At 63.3% G+C, this 21,752-nt stretch carries 9 protein-coding genes and 2 pseudogenes; 3 read left to right on the top strand and 8 right to left on the bottom strand.

Going from position 1 to position 21,752, the window contains the following annotated elements; translation table 11 throughout:
• Window positions 1–6: 6 nt before the first annotated feature.
• From BG22_RS08970 to BG22_RS08955, 4 genes are all read right to left on the bottom strand, one after another.
• Complete coding sequence (locus BG22_RS08970) at window positions 7–2,250, bottom strand: beta-galactosidase (protein ID WP_140494923.1); 2,244 nt, start codon at window positions 2,248–2,250, stop codon at window positions 7–9.
• Between the two features lie 175 nt (window positions 2,251–2,425).
• Window positions 2,426–3,433 (bottom strand): carbohydrate ABC transporter permease, encoded by a 1,008-nt coding sequence (locus BG22_RS08965; RefSeq protein WP_181163467.1) that lies wholly within the window; start codon window positions 3,431–3,433, stop codon window positions 2,426–2,428.
• 67 nt (window positions 3,434–3,500) lie between these two features.
• Window positions 3,501–4,469 (bottom strand): carbohydrate ABC transporter permease, encoded by a 969-nt coding sequence (locus BG22_RS08960; RefSeq protein WP_140494919.1) that lies wholly within the window; start codon window positions 4,467–4,469, stop codon window positions 3,501–3,503.
• A 231-nt stretch (window positions 4,470–4,700) separates the two neighbouring features.
• Window positions 4,701–6,056 (bottom strand): ABC transporter substrate-binding protein, encoded by a 1,356-nt coding sequence (locus BG22_RS08955; protein ID WP_140494918.1) that lies wholly within the window; start codon window positions 6,054–6,056, stop codon window positions 4,701–4,703.
• A gap of 375 nt (window positions 6,057–6,431) precedes the next feature.
• Here BG22_RS08955 and BG22_RS08950 point away from each other — a divergent pair, with 375 nt between their 5' ends.
• Complete coding sequence (locus BG22_RS08950) at window positions 6,432–8,969, top strand: sugar porter family MFS transporter (RefSeq protein ID WP_258186295.1); 2,538 nt, start codon at window positions 6,432–6,434, stop codon at window positions 8,967–8,969.
• A 144-nt stretch (window positions 8,970–9,113) separates the two neighbouring features.
• On the opposite strand, the pseudogene BG22_RS11535 reads toward BG22_RS08950, so the two are convergent.
• The 3 genes and pseudogenes from BG22_RS11535 to BG22_RS08940 all read right to left on the bottom strand — a co-directional run.
• Window positions 9,114–10,844, bottom strand: a pseudogene (locus tag BG22_RS11535) (amino acid ABC transporter ATP-binding/permease protein); the annotation flags it as partial.
• 317 nt (window positions 10,845–11,161) lie between these two features.
• A pseudogene (locus BG22_RS11530) lies at window positions 11,162–13,253 on the bottom strand (ABC transporter ATP-binding protein/permease); the annotation flags it as partial.
• 446 nt (window positions 13,254–13,699) lie between these two features.
• On the bottom strand, window positions 13,700–15,292 hold the full coding sequence (locus BG22_RS08940; protein ID WP_258186294.1) for a sugar porter family MFS transporter: 1,593 nt from the start codon (window positions 15,290–15,292) through the stop codon (window positions 13,700–13,702).
• Between the two features lie 721 nt (window positions 15,293–16,013).
• Here BG22_RS08940 and BG22_RS08935 point away from each other — a divergent pair.
• Both BG22_RS08935 and BG22_RS11230 read left to right on the top strand, forming a co-directional pair.
• Window positions 16,014–17,837: a long-chain fatty acid--CoA ligase gene (locus tag BG22_RS08935; RefSeq protein ID WP_140494913.1), complete on the top strand. Its 1,824-nt coding sequence runs from the start codon at window positions 16,014–16,016 to the stop codon at window positions 17,835–17,837.
• Window positions 17,838–18,229: 392 nt separating this feature from the next.
• Entirely contained in the window at window positions 18,230–19,102 is an 873-nt protein-coding gene (locus BG22_RS11230) for a gamma-glutamyl-gamma-aminobutyrate hydrolase family protein (RefSeq protein ID WP_375137718.1), read from the top strand.
• An 848-nt stretch (window positions 19,103–19,950) separates the two neighbouring features.
• On the opposite strand, the gene araA is transcribed toward BG22_RS11230, so the two are convergent.
• Window positions 19,951–21,468, bottom strand: a complete 1,518-nt coding sequence (araA, locus tag BG22_RS08920; protein WP_094666997.1) for an L-arabinose isomerase — start codon at window positions 21,466–21,468, stop codon at window positions 19,951–19,953.
• Between the last annotated feature and the right edge of the window lie 284 nt (window positions 21,469–21,752).

Here is a 21,752-nt window from a genome sequence, read left to right as displayed (position 1 = left end):
TTATTCCTACCGGCGCACGGTTCTGGTGACGAGGATGGCGTTGCGCCGCAGCAGCCAGCCGCCGGCGGACCCAGTGATATCGATGCCATCGGCAATGTCGCCGGCCGACCCGCTTGGGCTGCGGTTGCATCGGTGGGCGATGATCGGTTCGCCCGGCACGTCGTGAACGGCGACGGATTCCTTGGCCCGGTTCATGTAGAAGTCGAAGCGCACGGCGCCGTCCGAGGATTCACGCACGGTATGGAGAATGCGAGGGTCGGGAACGTTGGCGCCCGCCGCGTCCTCCGAGGGGACAGCGTTCGCGGTCACAGCCATCGGCCCAGCCGCGTCGCCACAATCTCCCGGCTCGACGCATGCGCGTTCGCCGAACCATGGCAGGCCATCCACAACGGCGGCAAGTCGCCCGATGGCATGACGGTCGAGGTCACAGCCCACGTAGATGGCGACACCTTGCCCATAGGGGTGACTGGTGATGGCCGGCACGCCGTTGAGCTCCCAATCGGAGGCCGCGTCGCCGGCGTAGGTGGCCAGTATGGTCGTGTCGGGCGCCGTGGAGGTCACGTCGTTCTGCCATAGGCGGGTTTCGAGGCCGTTGGATAGGCCAATCGTCGCGGGTTCGCCTTCGGCTTCCGTCCCGAGAATGTTGAATTCCTCGCTGCGGACGCCAAGCATGTCGCGCAGAAGTCCGTTGCCGGCGCCGGGATAGCCGCCGAGTCCGGCGTGGAAGTGCTCATCGACCAGCCCGGTGGCGTACCCGACCACCACGTTGCCGCCAGCACGCACGAAATCGGCGATGCGGCGCACGTCCCGTTCGGAGAGCACCAGCACGGTGGGCAGGATGATGGTCTTGTACCCGCTCCAGTCATAGGCGAGGGGGACCACGTCGGCGCGGCGGCCGGCGTCGAGGAGCCCCCGGTACCAGTCGCGCACGTCATGCCAGTGGCTGAGCTTCATGCTGGGCAGCGTCTGGGAGCGGGTGGCCCACTCGGATTCGGCACTGAACAGGATGGCTGTGCTGGCACGCCTGAGTTCGGTGCCCTGCACGCCGGCCCGGAAGAGGGTCTCCAACGCCTCGCCGAGTTCGCATACGCCGCGGAACACCTTGGAGTCGGCACCGGCGTGGGGAACCATGGCGGAGTGGAACGCCTCGGCGCCCGAGGAGGACTGCCGCCATTGGAAGAAGTTGATGGCGTCGGCGCCCATGGCCACATGGGCCAGACTGTCGCGCACGAGCTCGCCGGCGCGCTTGCGCGTGTTGAGCGGCTTCCATTGGACCGCGGAGGTGGAGTGCTCCATCACGTACCACGGCCTGCCGTCGGAGAGCGAGTCCATGAGCGCATCCGAGCAGGCTAGCTCGTCCAGGTGGGATTCGCCCTCGTGGAAGTAGTGGTCGTTGGATACGAAGTCGACCTCTCGGGCCCACTGTGCATAGTCCATCGTGCACTGGTCGGTGGAGACCATGAAGTTCGTGGTGAACGGCTTATCGGGGCAGATCGCCTCGATCGCGTCGCGTTCGGCCTTGTAGAAGTCGAGGAGCATGTCGTTGCCGAAGCGCTCGAAATCGAGCTGTTGGGGCGGGTTGACCATCGCGTCGCCACCCATGTGGCGTGGCAGCAGCACCTCGTCGAACGAGTTGACGTGCTGGGACCAGAAGGCCGTGCCCCAAGCCTCGTTGAGCGCCTCGATAGTGCCGTATTTCCGCTCGCACCACAGACGGAAGGCCTTCAGCGCGTCATCGGAGTAGTCGTACCGGTTGTTCCAGCCGTACTCGTTGCCCATATGCCATGCGGTGACGGTCGGGTTGTCCCGGTAGTGCTCGGCGAGCCTGCGGCACAGGTCCAGCGCGTACTGCCTGAACACCGGGCTGGTGGGACGCCAGCTCTGGCGGGAGCCCGCATTGACCACATGCCCGTATTTGTCGATCGGCAGGACTTCGGGGTGCGTCTCGTACAGCCACAGGGGCGCGGCGGCGGTGGCCGACGCGAGGTCCACGGCGATGCCGGCCGCGCCGAGCCGGTCAATGACCGAATCCAGCCAGTCAAACGTGAACTCGCCTTCGCGCGGTTCGATCCTATCCCAGCTGAAGATCGCCAACGCCACCGTGTTCACCTTGGCCTCGCGCATGAGACGAATGTCCTCGGCGACCATCTCGTCCGGCCACTGGTCCGGATTGTAATCACCACCGAACGCGATGCCGCGCCCCGACTCCGTCAACAGAGCCGGCCATCTGAACGGCCTACGAGCAGTCATATCGATCAAATCCTTATTGTCTACCGGCTCGTGGCCGGTGTGGGTTTGCGTTTTACGCACCCGGCTGGGCGTCTACGAAGCGTCCCTCATCAGTTTCCCTGGCTCCCTCTTGAGGGGAGCTGTCGTCGCAGGCGACTGAGGAGAGCCTGCTGCGGGAAGCCCGCCTACGCGGGGCCTATTCCTTGACTGCGCCTGCGGCGAGGCCGGACTGCCAGTACTTCTGCAGGCACAGGAACGCGATGACCAGCGGGATGATCGTGATCAGCGAGCCCGTGATCACCAGGTTCTGAATCGCCTGACCACCAGCAGTGCTGGCCTGGTCCTTCCACTGGTTCAGACCGATGGTCAGCGGATACCAGTCCGCGTCCTTCAACATGATCAACGGCAGGAAGTAGTTGTTCCACGTCGCCACAATCGTGAACAGGGCCGTCGTGACGATACCCGGAGCCAGCAGAGGCAGCGAGATCTGGAAGAAGGTGCGGAACTCTCCGGCGCCATCCACACGGGCGGCCTCGAGAAGCTCATCCGGCACGGCCTGGTCGGAGAAGATCCACATCAGGTACAAGCCGAACGTGGAGACCAGCGAGGGGATGATCATGGCCCACGGCGTGTTGGTTAGATTCAGCTTGGCAAACAGGAGGAACTGCGGCACGGCCAGGGCGATGCCCGGCACCGAGATGGCGCCGATGATGATGGCGAACACGGCCTTGCGGCCGGGGAAGCGGAACTTGGCCAGCGCGTAGCCGCCCATGATCGCCAGCAGGGTGGCACCGCCGGCGCCCACCACCACGTACAGGATCGTGTTGATGAGCCAACGGCCGAAGATCCCGTCCTGGTAGGTAAACACCGTCACGATGTTGTCCCACAGTGCGAACGACTTGCCGAAGCCCAGGCCGAACGTCGAGGTGAAGTCCGCCTGCGTCTTGGTCGCGTTGATCATCAGATACACAAACGGGAACAGGCAGTACACGGCGAAAATCGCGCACAACACCGTCATCAGGGTCGAACGGCGGGGATTGTTCACGTTCGCGAACCCGGCCTTCGCGCTCCTCTTGCGCTCCGCCTTCTCGTCGGCGGCAATCCGCCTCTGACGCTCCCTCTCCGCCTTTTTCGCGGCCTTCTCCTGGGCCCTCAACTCCGCATCCGTCAAACGGGCGGGTGCGCCCGTAGTCGCAGCACTCATCACACACGCTCCTTCACCATCGCACGAACAACCTTGACCATCGCAACCGGAACAGCCATGCACATCATCACTTCATCTGCTCCTTCATGCTGTTCAGCTGCACCGCATACGCGATGCCCATCGTGATGACCGCCATGGTGATCGCCAGGGCCGCCGCGTAGTTCGACTGGTTACCGGTGAAGCTCAGGTTGTAGGCGTACATGTTTGGCGTGTAGTACGTCGTGATCGCGTTGCCCGGCACCATGTTCTGCAAAATGCTCGGCTCGTTGAACAACTGGAACGAACCGATGATCGAGAAGATCACCGTGATCGCCAAGGAACCCTTGAGCTCCGGCAGCTTGATGCTCTTGACGATTTGCCACTCCGACGCGCCATCAATCGACGCCGCCTCGTACAGGCTGTGCGGGATCGTGGACAGCGAGCTGTAGAAGATCAGCATGTTGTAGCCCGTGAACTCCCATGTGTTGATGTTGCCGATCGAGGCGAGCAGCACGCTGGGCTTGAGCACGTCGATGTCGGTGCCGAGGAAGTCGTTCAGGGAACCCACCAGACCGTACTTCGCGCCGTACACGAAGCCCCAAATCATGGTGGACACCACGGCCGGCACCGCGTAGGGCAGGAACGTGGAGATGCGGAAGAACTTCGTGCCATGCAGCTTCATCGAATCCAGGGCCAGCGCCATCGCCGCCGCCAGGAACAGCATGATCGGCACCTGCACCACCGTGAACAAAGCCACGCGTCCCACCGAACTCCAGAACTGCTGATCCACGAACAGGCGGGTATAGTTTTCGACCCCGACGAATTTCGTGCCGCCCACCATCTGCTTCTTGAAGAACGAGATATAGATGGCGTACACGATCGGCACGATGAACACGAACACGAACACCACCGCGAATGGCCACATGAACTTCCAGCCACGCCAATCCGCCTTATGCTTGTTCACTCGCGCCTCGGATGTGTGACTGGCCGCCAATTCGGGCAGAAGGCCCGTTGCGGACTGCGGCCGAAGACCGGGAACCACTGTTTGTTCGGACATAATCGATGTTTTCCTTACAACATTCTTGTCGCAACCCGGCCCATTCGACGTTCCGGGCATGGTGAAGGCGGGGACACTGGGGAGCATCCCCGCCTTCGATTGGACGGCGGCCGAGCGAGAGGAGATGGGCCCGACCGCGGGCCTTGTGCGCGAATCTGCCGTCAGGGCAGACGCTGGGATGAGGGAAGGACCGGGCCGCTACGAATCTGCGACCCGCACCATGGAACCGCCCTACTTGACGGTGACGGTGTATCCCTGATCCTTGCCCTGCTGGGCGAGCTTGTCACCGTAGTTCTTCAGCGCCTGCTCGAGGGTGATCTCCTTGGAGTAGGCCTTGGAGACCTCGTCACCGTACGCGGACTGGGCGAACGGGTTGTACGGCAGGTACTGGAACTTCTCGGTCGGGCGCTGGGCAGCCGCGGAGAGCACCTCGTTCACGTTCTGGCCACCGAAGTAGTCGTTGGTCTTCTTGTTGGCCTCGGTGGTCGGATCGACGAAGGAATCGGACTGGAGGATCTTCTTCAGGGACGGGAAGGTACCGGTGTCGGCCATGGTCTGGGCGCCCTCGCCGTGGGTCAGGTACTCGACGAGCTTGTAGGCGGCGGCCTGGTTCTTGGAGAGCTTGACGACCGCGAGCGCGGAGCCGCCGTCCTCGGCGGAGACCTCCTGGCCTTCCTCCCACTGCGGCAGCTGGGCGACGCGCCAGTTGCCGGCCTGGTCCGGTGCGCCGGACATGAGGTTGATCGGCATCCAGGCGCCGATGGTCAGGGAGGCGATGGTGCCGTCGTTGAGCTCGCGGTTCCAGTCGTCCGACCAGTTCGGGGTCTTGGTGTCCACGAGATCCTCGTCGATGAGCTTCTGGACGAACTTGATGTAGCGCTGCATGCCCTCGTCCTTAGTCATGTCGATGGTGATGTTCTCGCCATCAACGGTCCACGGCTTGGCTCCGGCCTGCCAGATCTGGGCGGTGAAGGGCTGGTAGTCGTTCGACGTGCCGGCCAGATTGGTGATGTAGGAGCCGGTGGCGCGAATCTTCTTGGCGGCCTCGTAGTAGTCGTCCCAAGTCTTGATGGACTCGCCGTCCACGCCGGCCTTGTCGAAGACGGCCTTGTTGTAGAAGAACATCTCGGGGCCGGAATCGATTGGCAGCGCGTACGGCTTGTTGTTGTACTGCAGCTTGTTCCACGGACCGGCGGCGAAATCGTCGGCCAGCTTGTCGGCACCGAACTGGCTCAGGTCCACCAGACCGTCCGTAACGGCGAACTGGGTGACGGTCGGGTCCTCAAGCATGACGACGTCCGGGGCGCCGTTGCCTGCGGCGATCGCGTTGGACAGTGCGGTGGAGGTCTTCTCGGCCGTACCGGTGTTGTTGAACTTGACGGTGATGCCGGGGTTGGCCTTCTCGAAGTCGGAGAGAATCGACTTCATCGAGTTGCCGGAATCCCAGCCCCAGAACACAAGCTCGGCCTTGTTGGCGTCACCCTGATTGGCGGTGGCGTCGCCGTCATTGCCGCTTCCGCAGGCAGCGAGTCCGACGAGCGTTGCCACGGCCGCGGCCGCCGCGATGGCCTTCTTGGTGTTGCGCATGTTGTCTCCTTCCGTATCGGCGGAACCGTTCTCCCACCCCACCGGGTCTTTCCCAGAGGACCGGCCGTGCCGGACGCGATGCGGAGCAAGGGCACGGCAACGGCCTGCTTCGCACACGGTGAGCGAATGATCCTCCAATCGCCTTCCTTGGGTGTTTTCCTTGGTACACCCGTGTACCAACACTGACAATGATACACCTGTGTACCTGTTTGTCAAAGTCACTGCTAGGGTGCCGCATCCGGCGTGTCGTGTGGAATCCGCGCACACTCCGCGAAACCGGTCGCCTAATATGGGCACGTATCCCCCATAGCTGCGTTGAGAGGAAGAAAGCATATGGCGGGGCTGTTTCGGACTGCCACACATCAGCGGAATCCTTTGGGAACGACCATACGCACCCAAGGGTCGGGCAAGTACACCTTCGGCCTGGCGCTGAGCGCGGGCCTTGCGGGTCTGTTATACGGGTACGACACGGTTTCCATTTCCGGCGCCATCGAATTCCTGCGGGCCAAATACGGACTCGACACTCTGATGGAAGGCTTCGTGATCTCCTCCATCATGCTTGGCGCCGTCATCGGCGCGGCGACCGCCGGTTTTCTGTCCGACAAGTTCGGCCGACGGCGCATCCTCATCATCGGAGGCGCGTTCTTCTTCGTCGCGGCGATCTGGAGCGCGCTGACCGTCGGCCCCATCGACCTGATCGCGGCGCGTATGGTCGGCGGCTACGGCATCGGCCTGACCGCGGCGCTGGCCGTCACCTATATCACCGAATCGGCGCCGACCAACATCCGCGGACTGCTTTCCTTCTCCTATCAGATGCTCGCGGTATGCGGCATCTTCCTGACCAACGTCATCAACTACATCATCGCCTCCTATGGCACGAACGACTGGGATGTCGACACCGGATGGCGTTGGATGCTCGGGCTCGGCGCGATTCCGGCGGCCGCATTCCTGCTGGCGATGATGGCCGCCCCGGAAAGCCCGCGCTTCCTCATCCAAGCAGGCAAGACCAATGAGGGATTCACGGTGCTCGAGCACATTCTCGGCACCGAACGGGCACGGCTGCGCACCGACGACATCAGCGCGTCGGTCAAGCTCGAGAACGAGATGTCCCACGAATTCCATGATCTGTTCCGTCCCGGACTGCTCAAGGCGCTGGGCATCGGCATCTTCCTCGCCGTGGCCAACCAGTTCGTCGGCATGAACGCCATCTCCTATTACGGCCCGGTGATGTTCGCGGACATGGGATTCGGCGGCGACACCGAATTCCTCGCGGCCGCGAGCGTGGGCGGCGTGGAACTGGTCGCCACGGTCATCGGCATGTACCTCATCGACACATTCGGACGCAAGCGGCTTATGGAAGTGGGCGCCAGCCTGATGTGCCTGTTCGCGCTGTGCATATCCGCCTCCTATCTGGCCGGCAGGCCGCTGCTCACGCTCATCTTCGTGATGGCGTTCACCGCATCGTTCGCGTTCTCGATGGGACCAATCCCGTGGATCGTCATCCCGGAGCTGTTCCCCACCTATCTGCGTGGCCGCGCCACCGGCCTGTGCGTGATGTGCCTGTTGTTCGCCAACTGGGTCATCGCCCAGTTCACGCCGATGATGCTCGATGGACTGGGCGGCGGCGTCTCGTTCGCGATCTTCGGCGCTTTTGATCTGATGTGCCTGTTCGGCATCGTCCTACTGGTGCCGGAGACGATGGGGCGCACGCTCGAGGAAATCGAGCATCTCTGGCAACCGAAAACGGAGTTGGCCTCGGCGCGGTACGCTCTCAGTTCGGCCGGCGCGAACATCCGTCACGCCGAGGCGACGCTGCGGCGCATCGAAAACGAACGTGTGCAGGCCATGGGCATCATGACCGCCGCACAGCATGCGCGCATCGCGGCGCAGCAGAAGATCTTCGACATCGAGACTGCGGCGCGGCAGGCCGAGGCGCAGTCTGAGGCCGAGGGGGCGAAAGCTCAGGCTGAGGCCGAGGGGGCGAAAGCGCAGGCTGAGGCCGAGGGGGCGAAAGCGCAGGCTGAGGCCGAGGGGGCGAAAGCGCAGGCTGAGGCCGAGGGGGCACAAGCCGAGTCCCAAGCGAAGGCTCAGGCCAAGGAGGCGCGGCTCGAAGCCAAGCGGAATCAACGGACCAAGGCTGTCCGCGCGCGGTCAGCCGAGCCTCAGACCGAACTCCAAACCGTGCGGCAGGGCGTGCGGCAAATGGCACGACAGGCCATCGCCGGCGTACGCACGACGGGTGCCGACGCCACGGACGCCCTGACTGCGGCGGAACACTCGCCCAACGGCGTACGGTTCGCGCAATCCGCGCAGTCCACGCAATACCCGTCCGACGACACCGCATTATCCGCACACGAGCGTTCGGCAGCGGGCATGGCACAGTCCTCGACATCCGGAAACTCCATGGATTCCGCAGATTCCCTTGATTCCGCGATTGCCAAGACATCCGCGGAATCGGCCGCGCACACTGCGGCAATCGAGGAGGCTGCGGCGCGCGCGGCGGTCGATGCTCTTGCCGATACACTGCCCGATGACCTGTCCATGTTCCTCAAGCGGTCGAGCACGCGTCTCCCCGCGAGCGAGACCTACAGCATTGCCGGCACCGACAGCACCGGCGACGTCGACAATTCCAGCGGTGTCTCCGAGCTTGGCGTCTCTAACCGCGATGCCAACCGCAATACCGATCTCGATGCCATGCTCGATGCCGCCGTCACCCGGCCTGCCGACGTTACACGACGGACCTCGATATCGTCGGTCGAACGTTCCCAGGATATCGATTCAACGCGCGGCGTACTGCTACCTACCGGCGACAGCGCCTATGACGGACAGTCCTATTCCGAGACGAAGGACGACCGCGAAGCCCGCGCCATCGATGCGGCCCTTGACTCGCTGGATGCGCTCATCAAGGCATAGGCGGCCATTAAAGAAGCCCCGATACCCACATGGTATCGGGGCTTCCGTCTTTTCCGCATCCCAGACACAGGCATCCGATACCGGAACACTGCATCGGGGAGCCCGAACGGTTAGTGAACCGCCTGCGTAGAAGGCCTTACGAGGTCACATCTGCAGCACGCGGTCGGCTATACGCATGGCGGACTCGCGGTGGGAGACGAGGACCACGGCCGCGCCGGAATCGCCACCTGCTCCGCCATCAGCCAGCGCATGAATTGACCGCAGGATGATGGCCTCGTTGAGCGCGTCAAGACGGCTCGTCGGCTCGTCGAAGAGCACGAGGTCGGCGTGACGCAGGAACACGCGAGCCAGTCCGATGCGTTGGCGTTCACCCTCGGACAGCCGGTCGCCGAGCTCGCCCACCTGGGTGTCGAGACCATCCGGCAGGGAATCGACGAGGTCAAGCACCGAGGCCTTGGCAAGGGCCTCGCGCAACACGCCGTCATCCACGCCCCGCTCGATCTGCTGTTCCGGCAACGCGATGAGCAGGTTGTCGCGGATCGTACCGTCGAACAGGTGCGTCTCCTGACTCATCATCGCCTGCATATGGCGGCGATGGTGGGCATCGACTTCGGGCAGCGGCGTGCCGGAGAGCAATACCCGGCCGCGCTGCGGGTCCCAGTAGCGCATAAGCAGTTTAAGCGTCGTGGACTTGCCTCGGCCGGACGGTCCCTGAATACCAAGCACGCCGTGACGCGGGATGTCCAGCGCGAAGTCGTCAAGGATGGCGGTGCTGGAAGCAGCGGTCCTCGCCGCCTCAGCATCACGCGGCGAGGCAACCGAAGCAGCATCCGGCCTCGGATACGCGAAGGTGACATGATCCAGCGTCATGCCCTCGTATCGAGGAGTGGCGGTACCGGTTTCGACCACGGCCGGAGCCTCGTCCATGATGCCGAACAGGCGGCGCGCGGCGGCGAACGTCTGCGTGAGGTTCGCCGGCAACGCGCTCAGAGCCAGCGTCGGGCCGAAGGAGCTGACGAACAGCACGAATGCGGCGGTCAACGCGGGGATACGGTGCGGGTCAGCGGAGGCCAGCCCAATCACCACGGCCACGGCGATGGCGGTAAGCAGGAACACCAGCAGTCCGCCGATGCCGGCGAACCTGCCGTTCACACGGCTCAGCTTGGCGTGGTCACGCCACAGAGCGCGCGTGCGCTCCTCGATGGCCTGCGCGCGCTCCTCGCCGCGACCGAATCGGATGATCTCGTCCAGACCGCGCATGTCGTCGAGCATCACGTTGTCCAGCTGACCAGCCGCACCGCGGATGACCGGGCCCAGATTGTGCACACCGGTGGCGAAGAACCGCGGGATGACCACGCCGATGATCAGATGGGACGCGATGAGCATCAGGGCCATCCACGGATTGAGCGTGGCGATGACGATGGCGTACACCACGGTGGTGGTCACGGCGATGACGACCGGGCTGATGGTGTGCGCGAAGAAGATCTCCAACAGCTCCACGTCAGTGGTGAGCATGGCGATAAGGTCGCCCTTGCCCTTGCCGGCGAGCTTGGCCGGAGCGAGTCGCCGCAATGCCGCAAAAGCCTTGGAACGGAAGAGCGCGAGCAGGTGGAAGGCCACGTTGTGGTTGAGGTACTGCTCCACGTATCGGGTGATGCCGCGCAGCAGCGCACAGACGATCATGCCTCCCACGGCCGGGCCCACGCCCATGCCCCACACCGGATTGCCGGCGAGCGCGAATCCCGCGATGATGCCGAACACCGGCAGGAATGTGGCCGCAAGATGGCCGATGGAGCCGGAGACGGAGGCCGCCGCCATCAGTCTGGCCAGCGGCGTGGCCTCCTTGAGGAGCCTGCCGACCACCTGAGTGGTGGTCAGCGCAGACGGATTCGCCGCCGAAGTGGGTTCGGGCCGCTCGACAGTAGGGGCCGCGTCCGCGTCCTGCGACGGGGCTTGAGCCGGCTGGGAGGCGACGGGCGACTGCGAGCCTGCACCCACGAACGCGGGCATGTGGCCAGAGTCCACAGCCACGGCCGCATGGCCGGATTCCGCAGCGACGACCGAGGCGGAGGACGGCCGGAGGACATGACCGGAACCGTCATCCGTGCCGAGGCGATCCTGCGAATCCGTAGCATGGCTTCCGATCGCATTGGCGTCGGCGGTGTCGAGGCCGGGGATGCGTCGGTCGTCGGCGAACCGTTCGATGTCGGCCTGCGTGGCGTACAACTTGGCGTACGCGCCGCCGGCGGCCATGAGCTCGGCATGCGTGCCGGTCTCAACCGAACGCCCGTGCTCGAGCACCACCACCTGATCGGCATGCTCCGCATTGGCCATGCGATGGGTGATCATGATGACGGTCTTGCCGTGTCGTTGCGCCAGTTCGCGGATGGTATCGAGAATCATCGCCTCGGATTCGACGTCCACGCTGCTGGTGGCTTCGTCGAACACGAACACCGGGGAATCGTGCAGCAGCGCGCGGGCGATGGCAATGCGCTGTCGTTGCCCACCGGACAGATTGGCGGCATCCGGTTCGATAGTCATGTCGAGGCCGGCCGGCTGCAAGCGCACGAAGTCGGCGATGCGGGCCTGTTCGAGCGCGGCCCACAGACGGTCATCAAGCGCGGACGTTGTGGCATCACCGGCAGGCAGTGCCATAAGCAGGTTCTCGCGCAACGTGCCGGCGAACAGGTGGCTGCGGGCGCCAATCAACGTGACGGATTGCGCCAGCGTCTCCCCCGACAGCTCGGACACCTCCACGCCGCCCAATGCGAGCGAACCGTGGTAGCCGATGAGTGAGCCGGCAAGCAGCGCGGCGGCAGTGGATTTGCCGGAGCCGGAGACGCCGACGATGGCGGTGAACCGACCGGGACGCGCGGTGAACGTGATGTCGGCAAGGGCCGGTGATGTGGCGGGTGCAACGGACGCGGCTGACTCGGGCTCACCGGAGCCATTGTTATTGGCGCTTGCCGCCGTATCGGCATCACGCTTGGCCCCGGTTCCAGCGCCGGAATCGTATGAGAACCCGACGTGATCGAACGCGACGGTCAGGCCGTCTCCATCGCCATAGCCATCGCCATAGCCATCGCCATCATCGGCGTCGGCCGGCAACGTGGCGGTGCCGTGCGCGGGTTCGGGGGTGTCGAGCAGCGCGAAGATGCGCTTTGTGGAGGTCATGCCGTTCATCGCCACATGGAAGAACGAGCCAAGCTGGCGCATCGGGATGAAGAATTCGGCGGACAGCAGGATGATGAATAGCAGTCCGGTGAGGCTCAGCGGGAAGCCGGCGCCGAATGGCATCAGGTAGTGCAGGCCGTAGGCCACGTACGCGAGCGGGCCGTTCAGGTCGGCGGCCCACATTATCGGCGACCAGACCGTGCCGGGCTGATACGTGCCGTTGGTGTGGGCGTACTGCCACAGGGCCACGCCGATGCCTGCCGCCGCGCCGCCGTACGCCACGACGTCCATGGCCGTGAGGGAGCGCAGCTGGATCTGCAGCACGCGCATGGTCATCACGCGGAAGCCTTCGGCCTTCCGGTCCATGTCGGCGGCCGCGCGGTCGTCGGCGTCGAAGTTCTTCAGGGTTTCCAGGCCCTGCAGATTGTCAAGGAAGGCGGCGCCCATGTCGGTGTAGCGGCCCCAGTATTTCTTGAAGGCGCGCGCGGCGGTCATCGAAACCATGCCGGTGACGATGATGATGAGCGGCGCACACAGCAGCATGGTCAGCGCGGAGGGCATGTTGATGGGCGCGATGACGACGAACAGCGTGATCGGCGCGAGAATCGCGTAGAAGAACTGCGGCAGGAACAGCTCGAAGAAGCTCTGAATCTGTTCGACGCCCTCACCGGCGGACTGGATCACGTCGGCGGTGGTCACGCTGGACTTGTAGGACGGCCCGAGTGCGATCATCTTGCGGTACAGTTTGGAGCGCAAAGCGAGTTTGACCCGCTCGGCGGCCTCGGTGCCGAGCCGCGCCGACCAGGTGGTGGCGACGTAGCGGACGAGTGCGCAGACGATGAGCATCGCCGCGTAGATCATGAGGTCGCCGGCCATCGGCGCGACGGCGGCGCCGGGCACATCGAACAGATTCGTCGGGCAGTCGGCCGGGGATGCGGCGTCACATGCGAACATGTGCGGATCTGCGGCGGTGAGCAGCCCCTGCAGCAGCATGACCACGCCCACCATGAAGCCGATATTGGCGAGCAGGCTGACCCACATCAGCGCCACTTTGCCGGCCACCAACCGGCCGATTCCCGGCGCGATCTGGAATAGTCGTTTGTCGAACATTGTTCCCCTCATCATGTCTGTGCCGACGCGCCCCGCGGCGCGCAATCCTATGCCACACTATGCGAAAGCCTCTTGGGCGCGCAAGGGCATTGCGCCAACAGCGCCATCGGATGCGTCCGATCGGCGTGACGCGATGTGTTCGTGGCATTTACCGCATTCAACTTGTTCGTAACGCCGTCACCTTGATATGCCACAGATACGCCGCACAGACTTGTCATATGAAAAACCGCCTGCGCAAGGCCACCATAAGCGATGGATTCACACAGGCGGTGACTAGTGGTCCGTCTCACAATTGTCTGAGTGGTTATCGACCCCTCTGGCGAAGGGCTGGCAGAAGCTGACTGGGGAAAGCGAGACAGCAGCCGAAGCTCTCAATTATTAGTTAGACAGACCGCTGGATGCCGCATGGGCACTATACGGGCGTTGCCCGAGCGCGGAGCACCGGCTCAGCGCTGCTTCTGCGCGGCGACCAGCGCTTCGGCTGCGGCCTTCGTGGCGATCGCGCGTTCCTTGGCACGACGGGCGCGGGCCAGCTCGGCCTCGGCCACCTTGATATCGGCCTCGGCCTGCTTGAGATCGGCAGTGGCGCGCACCACCTCAAGCTGCGCGTTGGACTGCTTCTCGTCCTTAGGCTTCCACAGTTCGGCGATCTCCTCGAGTGTCTTGTCCTTGGTCTCCGGCACGAAAGTGATCACGCCGACGAAGCAGATTAGGTTGGTGCATGCGAACACCAGGAAGGTGCCCATGCCGCCGATGCCGTTGATGAGCATCGGGGTGAACTGACCGATGGCCCAGTTGGTGGCCCACAGGAACACCGTGCAGATACCGGTGGCGCGTCCACGCAGGTAGGTCGGGAACAGCTCCGGAATCATGATCCACGGAATCGGGCCCATCGAGAACGCGAAGCAGGAGGTGAAGCACATCACGAAGATGAGCATGAGCAGCTGGTAGTTGTTCGCGTAGGAGAAGGAAATGCCAAGCGCGAACAGCACCATGAGGCCGGAGCCCACGGCCATGAGCTTCTTACGGCCGGCCGTATCGATGAGGTACATGCCTACCACGGTGAACACGAGTTCGATGCCACCCACGAGCGAAGAGGCCAGGAACTCGGTGTTGCCGCCGAAGCCCATGTGGGAGAACATGACCGGGCCATAGTAGGAGATGGCATTCATGCCGATGGCCTGGTTGAAGATAGCCAGGAAGATGCCGATGAGCAGCGCCTTGCGCAGGCCGGGCTTGAACAGATCGGAGAAGCTGGCGTTGGCCTCGCGCTCGGACTTGATCTGCAGCTGGATCTCCTCGACGTCGCGACGGGCCTTGTCCGAACCGTTGATGCGCTCGAGCACCTTGTAGCCCTCTTCGACGCGGCCGGCCTGCACGAGGAAGCGCGGCGACTCCGGGGAGAACCACAGCGCGACCACGAAGATGGCGGCCGGGATGGCGCCGATGCCCAGCATCCAGCGCCAGCCGAAGTCCACGCCCCAGTCATGGCTGCCGGAGGAGGCGATGAAGTAGTTGATGACGTTGGTCAGGAAGATGCCGGAGATCGTCAGCAGCTGGTAGGCGGAGGTCAGGGCGCCGCGGATGTTGGTCGGGGCGGACTCGGTGATGTACGTGACGGCGAGCGCCGCGGCCAGACCGATGCCGATGCCGCCGATCACACGGGCCAGAATCAGCGTGAACGGGCTGAACGTGAAGGCGCTCCACAACGCGGCCACGAAGAAGAACGCACCGCCGAACATGAGGATCTTGCGGCGGCCGTACTTGTCGGACAGGAAGCCGGAGAAGCCGGCGCCAATCACGCCGCCGATCATGATGGAGCTGATGACCAGGCCCTGCAGCGCCGGGCTCAGCGCGTACTTGGTCTGGAGGAAGTCGATGGCGCCGGAGATGGACACCGTGTCGTAGCCGTAGAGCAGACCGGCCAGACCTGCGCTCAGAGCCAGACCGACGATGTAGCGACCGGAACCGCGGCGCTGGTGGTCGTCCTCTTCTTCAACCGTTTGAACGGATTCACTTGTGGATGTCACTTGACTCACGGCAGTAACCTCGTGTCTCTTTCTTCCGTATTACTTCTCTTGCTTCTCTGACGTTCCTGTGGCATTCGTGACGCTTCGCCATGCCGCCCGATATCATCCGACACCGTCCATCACCACCGTCCGATGACATGGCGGACGGGCATGACGGATGGCATGACGGAGCCGTTCAGCGACGGGAAAGCACGGATGCATGCACCATATGGGCGCTAGATTGTTAGCGATAACATAATTGCCGAAGGATACTATATCGTCAACCAAACCCGAAAAAGCCCCCAACATGCGAGCACCCGAAAACTGTTGTCAAACTGTTATCCATGCCATTCGGACGCCTCGCGCGGACGCCGTTCTTCCTCGCCCGCCGCGGAATCAGCCTCAGCGTTGTCCCCCGACACCATCCCCGGCGATGTCCCATCATCGTCCCAGCACTACCACAACGACACCACCACGGCTGAATCCCCGACATCATCCCAGGGTCCACCCATTTCGACGCCAGCCCCGCACCTCGTAGGGCAATCAACAAAGCCTTGTAGGCAATCGACAAAACCCATGCGCCAACTTCTCCACTCCCCACAACGCGAGCCACGCTACGGCAGCGTAACCTCGGTGACAGCATGGCCGGAAACGTCAATCCCGCGACAGCATCGACGCGCTGGCCATCAGACAGGACATCAAGACGTCAGTCAGCCGCACGCCACTTACGTCACGAAGGAACATGCCGCATATGCTTACCGAATACACCACGCCGGGCGAGTCCATCCAGCTGCGCGACGATCAGACCATCTATTCACTGCTCACCGACCGACTGGAGCGCACCGGCGCCTCCACGGTGATCGCCGCCAAGAAGCTCGGCCCCGGCCATTGGCAGGACGTGACCACCGGGGAGTTCCACAAACTCGTCGTCTCCGCCGCGAAGGGCCTGATCGCCCTCGGCATCCGCAAGGGCGACGCCGTGACGATCTTCTCCTCCACCCGCCTCGAATGGGGCGTGCTGGACTTCGCGCTGGCCGCGGTGGGCGCAGTGAGCGTGCCGATCTACGACACCGACTCCGCATCGCAGGCACAGCGCATCATGAACGATTCCGACGTGAAACTGGCCTTCGCTGACAATCGCGAGCGCTACGACCGTCTCGACTCGGTCAAGGACAACTGCCCGGCCCTGCGTCAGATCCTCATGATCGAAGGCAACGCACTGGGCGCGCTGGAGGGCCTCGGCGTGGCCGTCTCGGACGAGGAGCTGGAGGAGCGCGCGGCCACCGTCACCACCGACGACCTCGCCACCATCGTGTACACGTCCGGTTCCACCGGCAATCCGAAGGGCGTGGAGCTGACGCACCGCAATTTCGTGTCCATCACGCTGGCGGCCTCGCAGGCGTTGCACCAGATGGTCCTCGACGACCATCCGCGCCTGCTGCTGTTCCTGCCGCTCGCTCACTGCTTCGCGCGCTTCATCCAGTACGCCTCCATCGCCTCGGACGACGGCGTGGTCGGCTATCTGCCTGACACCAAGTCGCTGTTGCCGGACCTGCGTTCCTTCGAGCCGACGTACCTGCTCGGCGTGCCGCGCGTGTTCGAGAAGGTTTACAACGCCGCCTCGCACAAGGCGGGCGCAGGCTGGAAGGGCCGGCTGTTCCTCAAGGCCGCCGAGGCGGCGCGCATCTGGAGCCGCAAGGAGCAGGCCGGCATGAAGCACACGCTCGGCGAAATCGCCGAACACGCCCGTTACGACGCCCTCGTCTACCGCACGGTGCGCGGCGCACTGGGTCCGCGCATCAAGTACGTGGCCTGCGGCGGCGCCCCGCTGTCGCTGGATCTGGCGCATTTCTACAACGGCATCGGGCTGCCGATGATCCAGGGCTACGGCATGACCGAAACGGCCGCCCCGTTCGCCGCCACCCGCGTGGACGACAACGTGATCGGCACGGTCGGTCAGCCCGCGCCCGGCTCCTCGGTGCGCATCTCGGACGACGGTGAGCTGCAGGTCAAGGGCCCGAACGTCTTCCGCGGCTACCACAACCTGCCGGAGAAGACCGCCGAGGCGTTCACCGCCGACGGTTGGCTGCGCACCGGCGATCTGGCGGAGATCGACGACGCGGGCCGCATCATCATCACCGGCCGTATCAAGGACATCATCATCACCGCCGGCGGCAAGAACGTCTCCCCCATCCCGCTGGAGGAGGAGATCGCCAAGTGCCCGATTGTGGAGCACTGCGTGGTGGTGGGTGACCGCCGCCCGTTCATCGGCGCGCTGGTCACGCTCGACCCGGAGTCGCTGGCCGTCTGGCTGCCCGCCCACGGGCTGTCGTCCGAGACGCCGGTGGACCGGCTCGCGGCGAACGCGGCGGTGCGCGAGGAGATCCAGCAGTATGTGGACAAGGCGAACGCCACGGTCTCCCGCGCCGAATCCGTACGCAAGTTCGTGGTGCTTGACGACCGGTTCACGCAGGAGAACAAGTGCCTGACGCCCTCGCTCAAGGTGGTGCGCCCCGCTGTCAACCGCGTATTCGCCGACGTGATCGACAGCGAAATCTACAACGGCAAGCACTGAGCGGAGAACGACCGCCATATCGAGGGTTCCTTGAGACAGCACGACGATGATACCCTTCAATCGAAATCATACCGGCTCGAAGGGCATCATCGTTTTGTCGTGCGGGTACTTAAACGCGGTTGCGCTCTGAGGCTGTATCTGTGAGGCCACGTCTCCCGTCGCTCTACAGCCCGACGTCGTACACCTCTTACCGTTACATGGGTTCGGTACAGTGGCGGCATCGGCAGCCAATCATGCGTCACAGGTTTCCCGTGATGCCATAATCCACTTGGCCGGCATCTTGCTCGGTCGGCGACCGACTTGCCTGACCACGGAAGGATGCACTCATGACCGTTCAACGACCGTTGATCGCGGTGACGCCGCTGATGGATTACGGGCGCGACAGCCTGTGGATGCTGCCCGGCTATATGGACGCGGTGATGCGGGCCGGCGGCACCCCTGTCATGCTGCCGTTGACGGACAATCCGAGCATCATCGCGCAATGCGCACAGCGGTTCGATGCATTCCTGTTCACCGGCGGCCCGGACGTGGGACCATGCGCGAGGCCGGACATGTCGCTGTACAAGACGCCGGATGCGGGAATGGACGTGTCGCCGAATGCCGGGTCAGCCGCAACAGCACAAGCCAAGCTGGAGAAAGAATCGCCGGCGCTGCCACCAGATTCGGCATCTTCCCCGTCACTTTCGACACGGTCCGTCGTCCCGGAGGACAGCTCCCCCGCGCGCGCGTCGAATATCACCAACGGCGATGGCGATGCGAGCATCGCAGACGCCGGCGCTACCGGCCGAAGCGAGGTGTTAAGTCCGGAGCGTGACAGGATGGAGTCTCGGCTGCTAGCCGAGGTGATAGCGGCGGATAAGCCGATCTTGGGAATCTGCCGCGGCATCCAGCTTATTAATGCATGCCTCGGCGGCACGTTATGGCAGGATCTGCCGACCGAGCATCCCAGCGATATCGAGCATCATATGAAACCGCCATACGATGCGTTCGGTCATACGGTTTCCCTGGCGCCGGGCACGCCACTGGCCGGACTGTTCGCCGGACAGTCCGAGATCGCCGTAAACAGCTACCACCATCAGGCTGTGCGCGAACCCGCACCAGACCTTGAGGTCATGGCTACAGCGCCCGACGGCGTGATTGAGGCAATATGGCGTCCGGCCAGCCGATTCCTCTGGGCCGTCCAATGGCATCCCGAATTCCTGTATCGCGTGGACCCGCGTTCCCAGGCCATATTCGACACGTTCGTGGAGAGCTGCCGGCAGTAATTCGGTATCATTCGCCTGCAATACCGTCGCATTGCACGCTTGCAGTGTGCTCCATAGCGCTGCATGTTGCCACGATTCGCATGTGGATCGATACAAACGATAATCGTGTACATATAGTGTTGCCACGATTCATGAATTCCACCCCTTTTCCGCAAATCGTGGCAACGCCCGTTTGGGGCTCGCACAGACCACACCTTAACAATGGCGGAATCATGCGGTTTTGAATTTCGCGTTCTTGCCACAATCACCACAGCAAACGATTGCAACCCGTATCGGGGCATGTTCGCTTGCCACGATTTTCAAAAAAGAACCAAAATCATAAATGGGGACAACGAGATTTGTCCCCATAGCCCAAGATGCATCTCACGGAGGAATCGGGACAAATGCGAACCGCTTCACACAGGTCAGGCTCGAATTCACAACTCGTAAGTCAACGTCATCATCGTTGCGATTGCCTTGCATTGGTCAGTCTTGAGTGGAAGCTTGAACAGGACCGAATGCGAATCCGAACAGATTGGTTCGCAGACGGAGCACACACGACATGAGCGGAAAACAATAGGAACCACATAGCAACAGGGGCCGCCCCGGTTTCCCGGAACGGCCCCTTTCATGCGATGTTCGACGCTCTGAATCGATTGATCGGAGACAGCCTGCCGACACTAATCGACCTGCACAAGCCGAAAAGCTTGGGAGACGTAGACGCACAGGCATACGTATACGTCGAGTCTCCCGTTGTGCTCGTGCATGGCCCCTGAAGGCTACCGGCCTCTCACGTCGCTACTGCCACTAACAGTCCCTCTGCGCTGGGCCGGTAGCTTCACGGCTCAGCGCAGAAAGCGCTCAGTCAATCAGTGACGGTTGTCGAGACGGTGCACCATCTCGGACAGCTCCAGCTCCTTCTCGAACTGGCGGGCGGTGGTGTTCTCGTCGATGACGGCGAGCTCGACACCGGCGATGCGAGCGAAGTCCTCCCAAGCCTCACGACCGACGGAGGTGGTCATGCAGGTGTGGTGGGAGCCGCCGGCGGTGATCCAGCACTGGACGGCGGTCTTCAGGGACGGCTTCGGCTGCCAGACGGCGCGGGCGCACGGAAGCTCCTTGAGGGAGCCCTGCGGCTCGACGACGTCCACGACGTCCATGAGCAGGCGGAAGCGCTCGCGCACGTCGGACATGGAGACGACGACCGCGTCCTTCTTCGGCTTGCCGGAGAAGACCAGACGGACCGGGTCGGCCTTGCCGCCGATGCCCAGCGGGTGAATCTCCAGCTTCGGCTTGGCGATGGTGCCGATGGACGGGGAGACCTCGAGCATGTGGGAGCCCATGTCGAGCTCGTCGCCCTCGGTGAAGTTGTAGGAGTAGTCCTCCATCAGGGAGGCGCCACCCTCAAGGCCGTAGCCCATGACGGCACCGATGCGCACAAGCACAGCGGTCTTCCAGTCACCCTCGGCGGAGAAGCCCCAGCCGTACTCGGACGGGAAGCGCTGCGGGCCGACGCCCGGCAGCTGCGGGAGGGCGCCGAGGTCCTCGAAGTTGTCAACGCCGGCGGTGCAGCCGTTGGCGCGCATCATGTTGACCATCGCGGCCTCTTCCTTGGCGGCGATGAACAGGGAGTCGTACTTGGCGTCCAGCAGGGCCGGATCGACATCGTACTTGGCCTTGTAGTCCTCGATGATCTCCTTGACCTGATCGTCCTTGACGGCCTCGTACGCGGCGACGAGCTCGTTGACGGCCCAGGTGTTGATGGAGGCGCCGAAGACGCGCTCGGCCTCGGTCTTGTCGCCCTCGGTGACGGCGACGTTACGCATGTTGTCGCCCCAGCGCATGACCTTCATGTTGTTGGAGGCGTCCCAGCCGGCGCAGGCGCGGGCCCAGGTGCCGACCTTCTCGGCAACCTCGGGGTCGGTGTAGTGGCCAACGACGATCTTGCGCTTGATACCGAGGCGGGAGACGATGTAACCGAACTCACGGTCGCCGTGGGCGGCCTGGTTCAGGTTCATGAAGTCCATGTCGATGGTCTCCCACGGGATCTCCTTGTGGTGCTGGGTGGCCAGCTGCAGCAACGGCTTGGTCAGCACTTCGAGGCCACGAATCCACATCTTGGCCGGGGAGAAGGTGTGGCACCAGGTGATCACACCGATGACGTTCGGGTTGGCGGAGGCCTCGACCATGAACTCCTTGACGCCGTCGGAGGACTTCAGGGTGGGCTTGAGGACGATCTTCGCCGGAATCTTGCCGGTGTTGTTCAGGTAGTCGACCATTTCGGCGGAGTGGATGGCCACCTGACGCAGGGCCTCCTCACCGTACAGGTCCTGCGAACCGACGCCGAACCAGATTTCCTTGCCCTCGAAGGGGTTCTCCATAACCATGGGTTACTTCCTTTACTTCATTGTGATGGATGAATCACATTTTGGTCGACTTTGCAGTCGGACCAAAGTCTTTATTTGCTTATCAATCAGTGGGGCTCTCCCCACCCGCAGTCAAAGACAGCCTGCAGTTGGCCTTATATCAGCTCGCTGTCGCTCGCCTTCGCCTACAAACGCCTCTGGCGTTTGCTTTACGGTTCAGCCCCTCATCAGAGGGGGCCAAAAGGAAAGCCCTCAGTGCCGGCGCAGTCATCGCGTCAGCGACGGCTTGGCGTGTGTGTTCGCAA

The organism is Bifidobacterium sp. UTBIF-78 (assembly GCF_006408945.1).
Taxonomy (GTDB): Bacteria; Actinomycetota; Actinomycetes; order Actinomycetales; family Bifidobacteriaceae; genus Bifidobacterium; species Bifidobacterium myosotis.
Note: the sequence above shows the minus strand (reverse complement) of the source record. Positions and strands in the feature narration are given on the sequence as shown.

Coding starts and splice junctions, on each gene's coding strand:
- BG22_RS08970 (WP_140494923.1), bottom strand. CDS start 2,250: ATGACTGCTCGTAGGCCGTTCAGATGGCCGGCTCTGTTGACGGAGTCG.
- BG22_RS08965 (WP_181163467.1), bottom strand. CDS start 3,433: ATGAGTGCTGCGACTACGGGCGCACCCGCCCGTTTGACGGATGCGGAG.
- BG22_RS08960 (WP_140494919.1), bottom strand. CDS start 4,469: ATGTCCGAACAAACAGTGGTTCCCGGTCTTCGGCCGCAGTCCGCAACG.
- BG22_RS08955 (WP_140494918.1), bottom strand. CDS start 6,056: ATGCGCAACACCAAGAAGGCCATCGCGGCGGCCGCGGCCGTGGCAACG.
- BG22_RS08935 (WP_140494913.1), top strand. CDS start 16,014: ATGCTTACCGAATACACCACGCCGGGCGAGTCCATCCAGCTGCGCGAC.
- BG22_RS11230 (WP_375137718.1), top strand. CDS start 18,230: ATGCTGCCCGGCTATATGGACGCGGTGATGCGGGCCGGCGGCACCCCT.
- araA (WP_094666997.1), bottom strand. CDS start 21,468: ATGGTTATGGAGAACCCCTTCGAGGGCAAGGAAATCTGGTTCGGCGTC.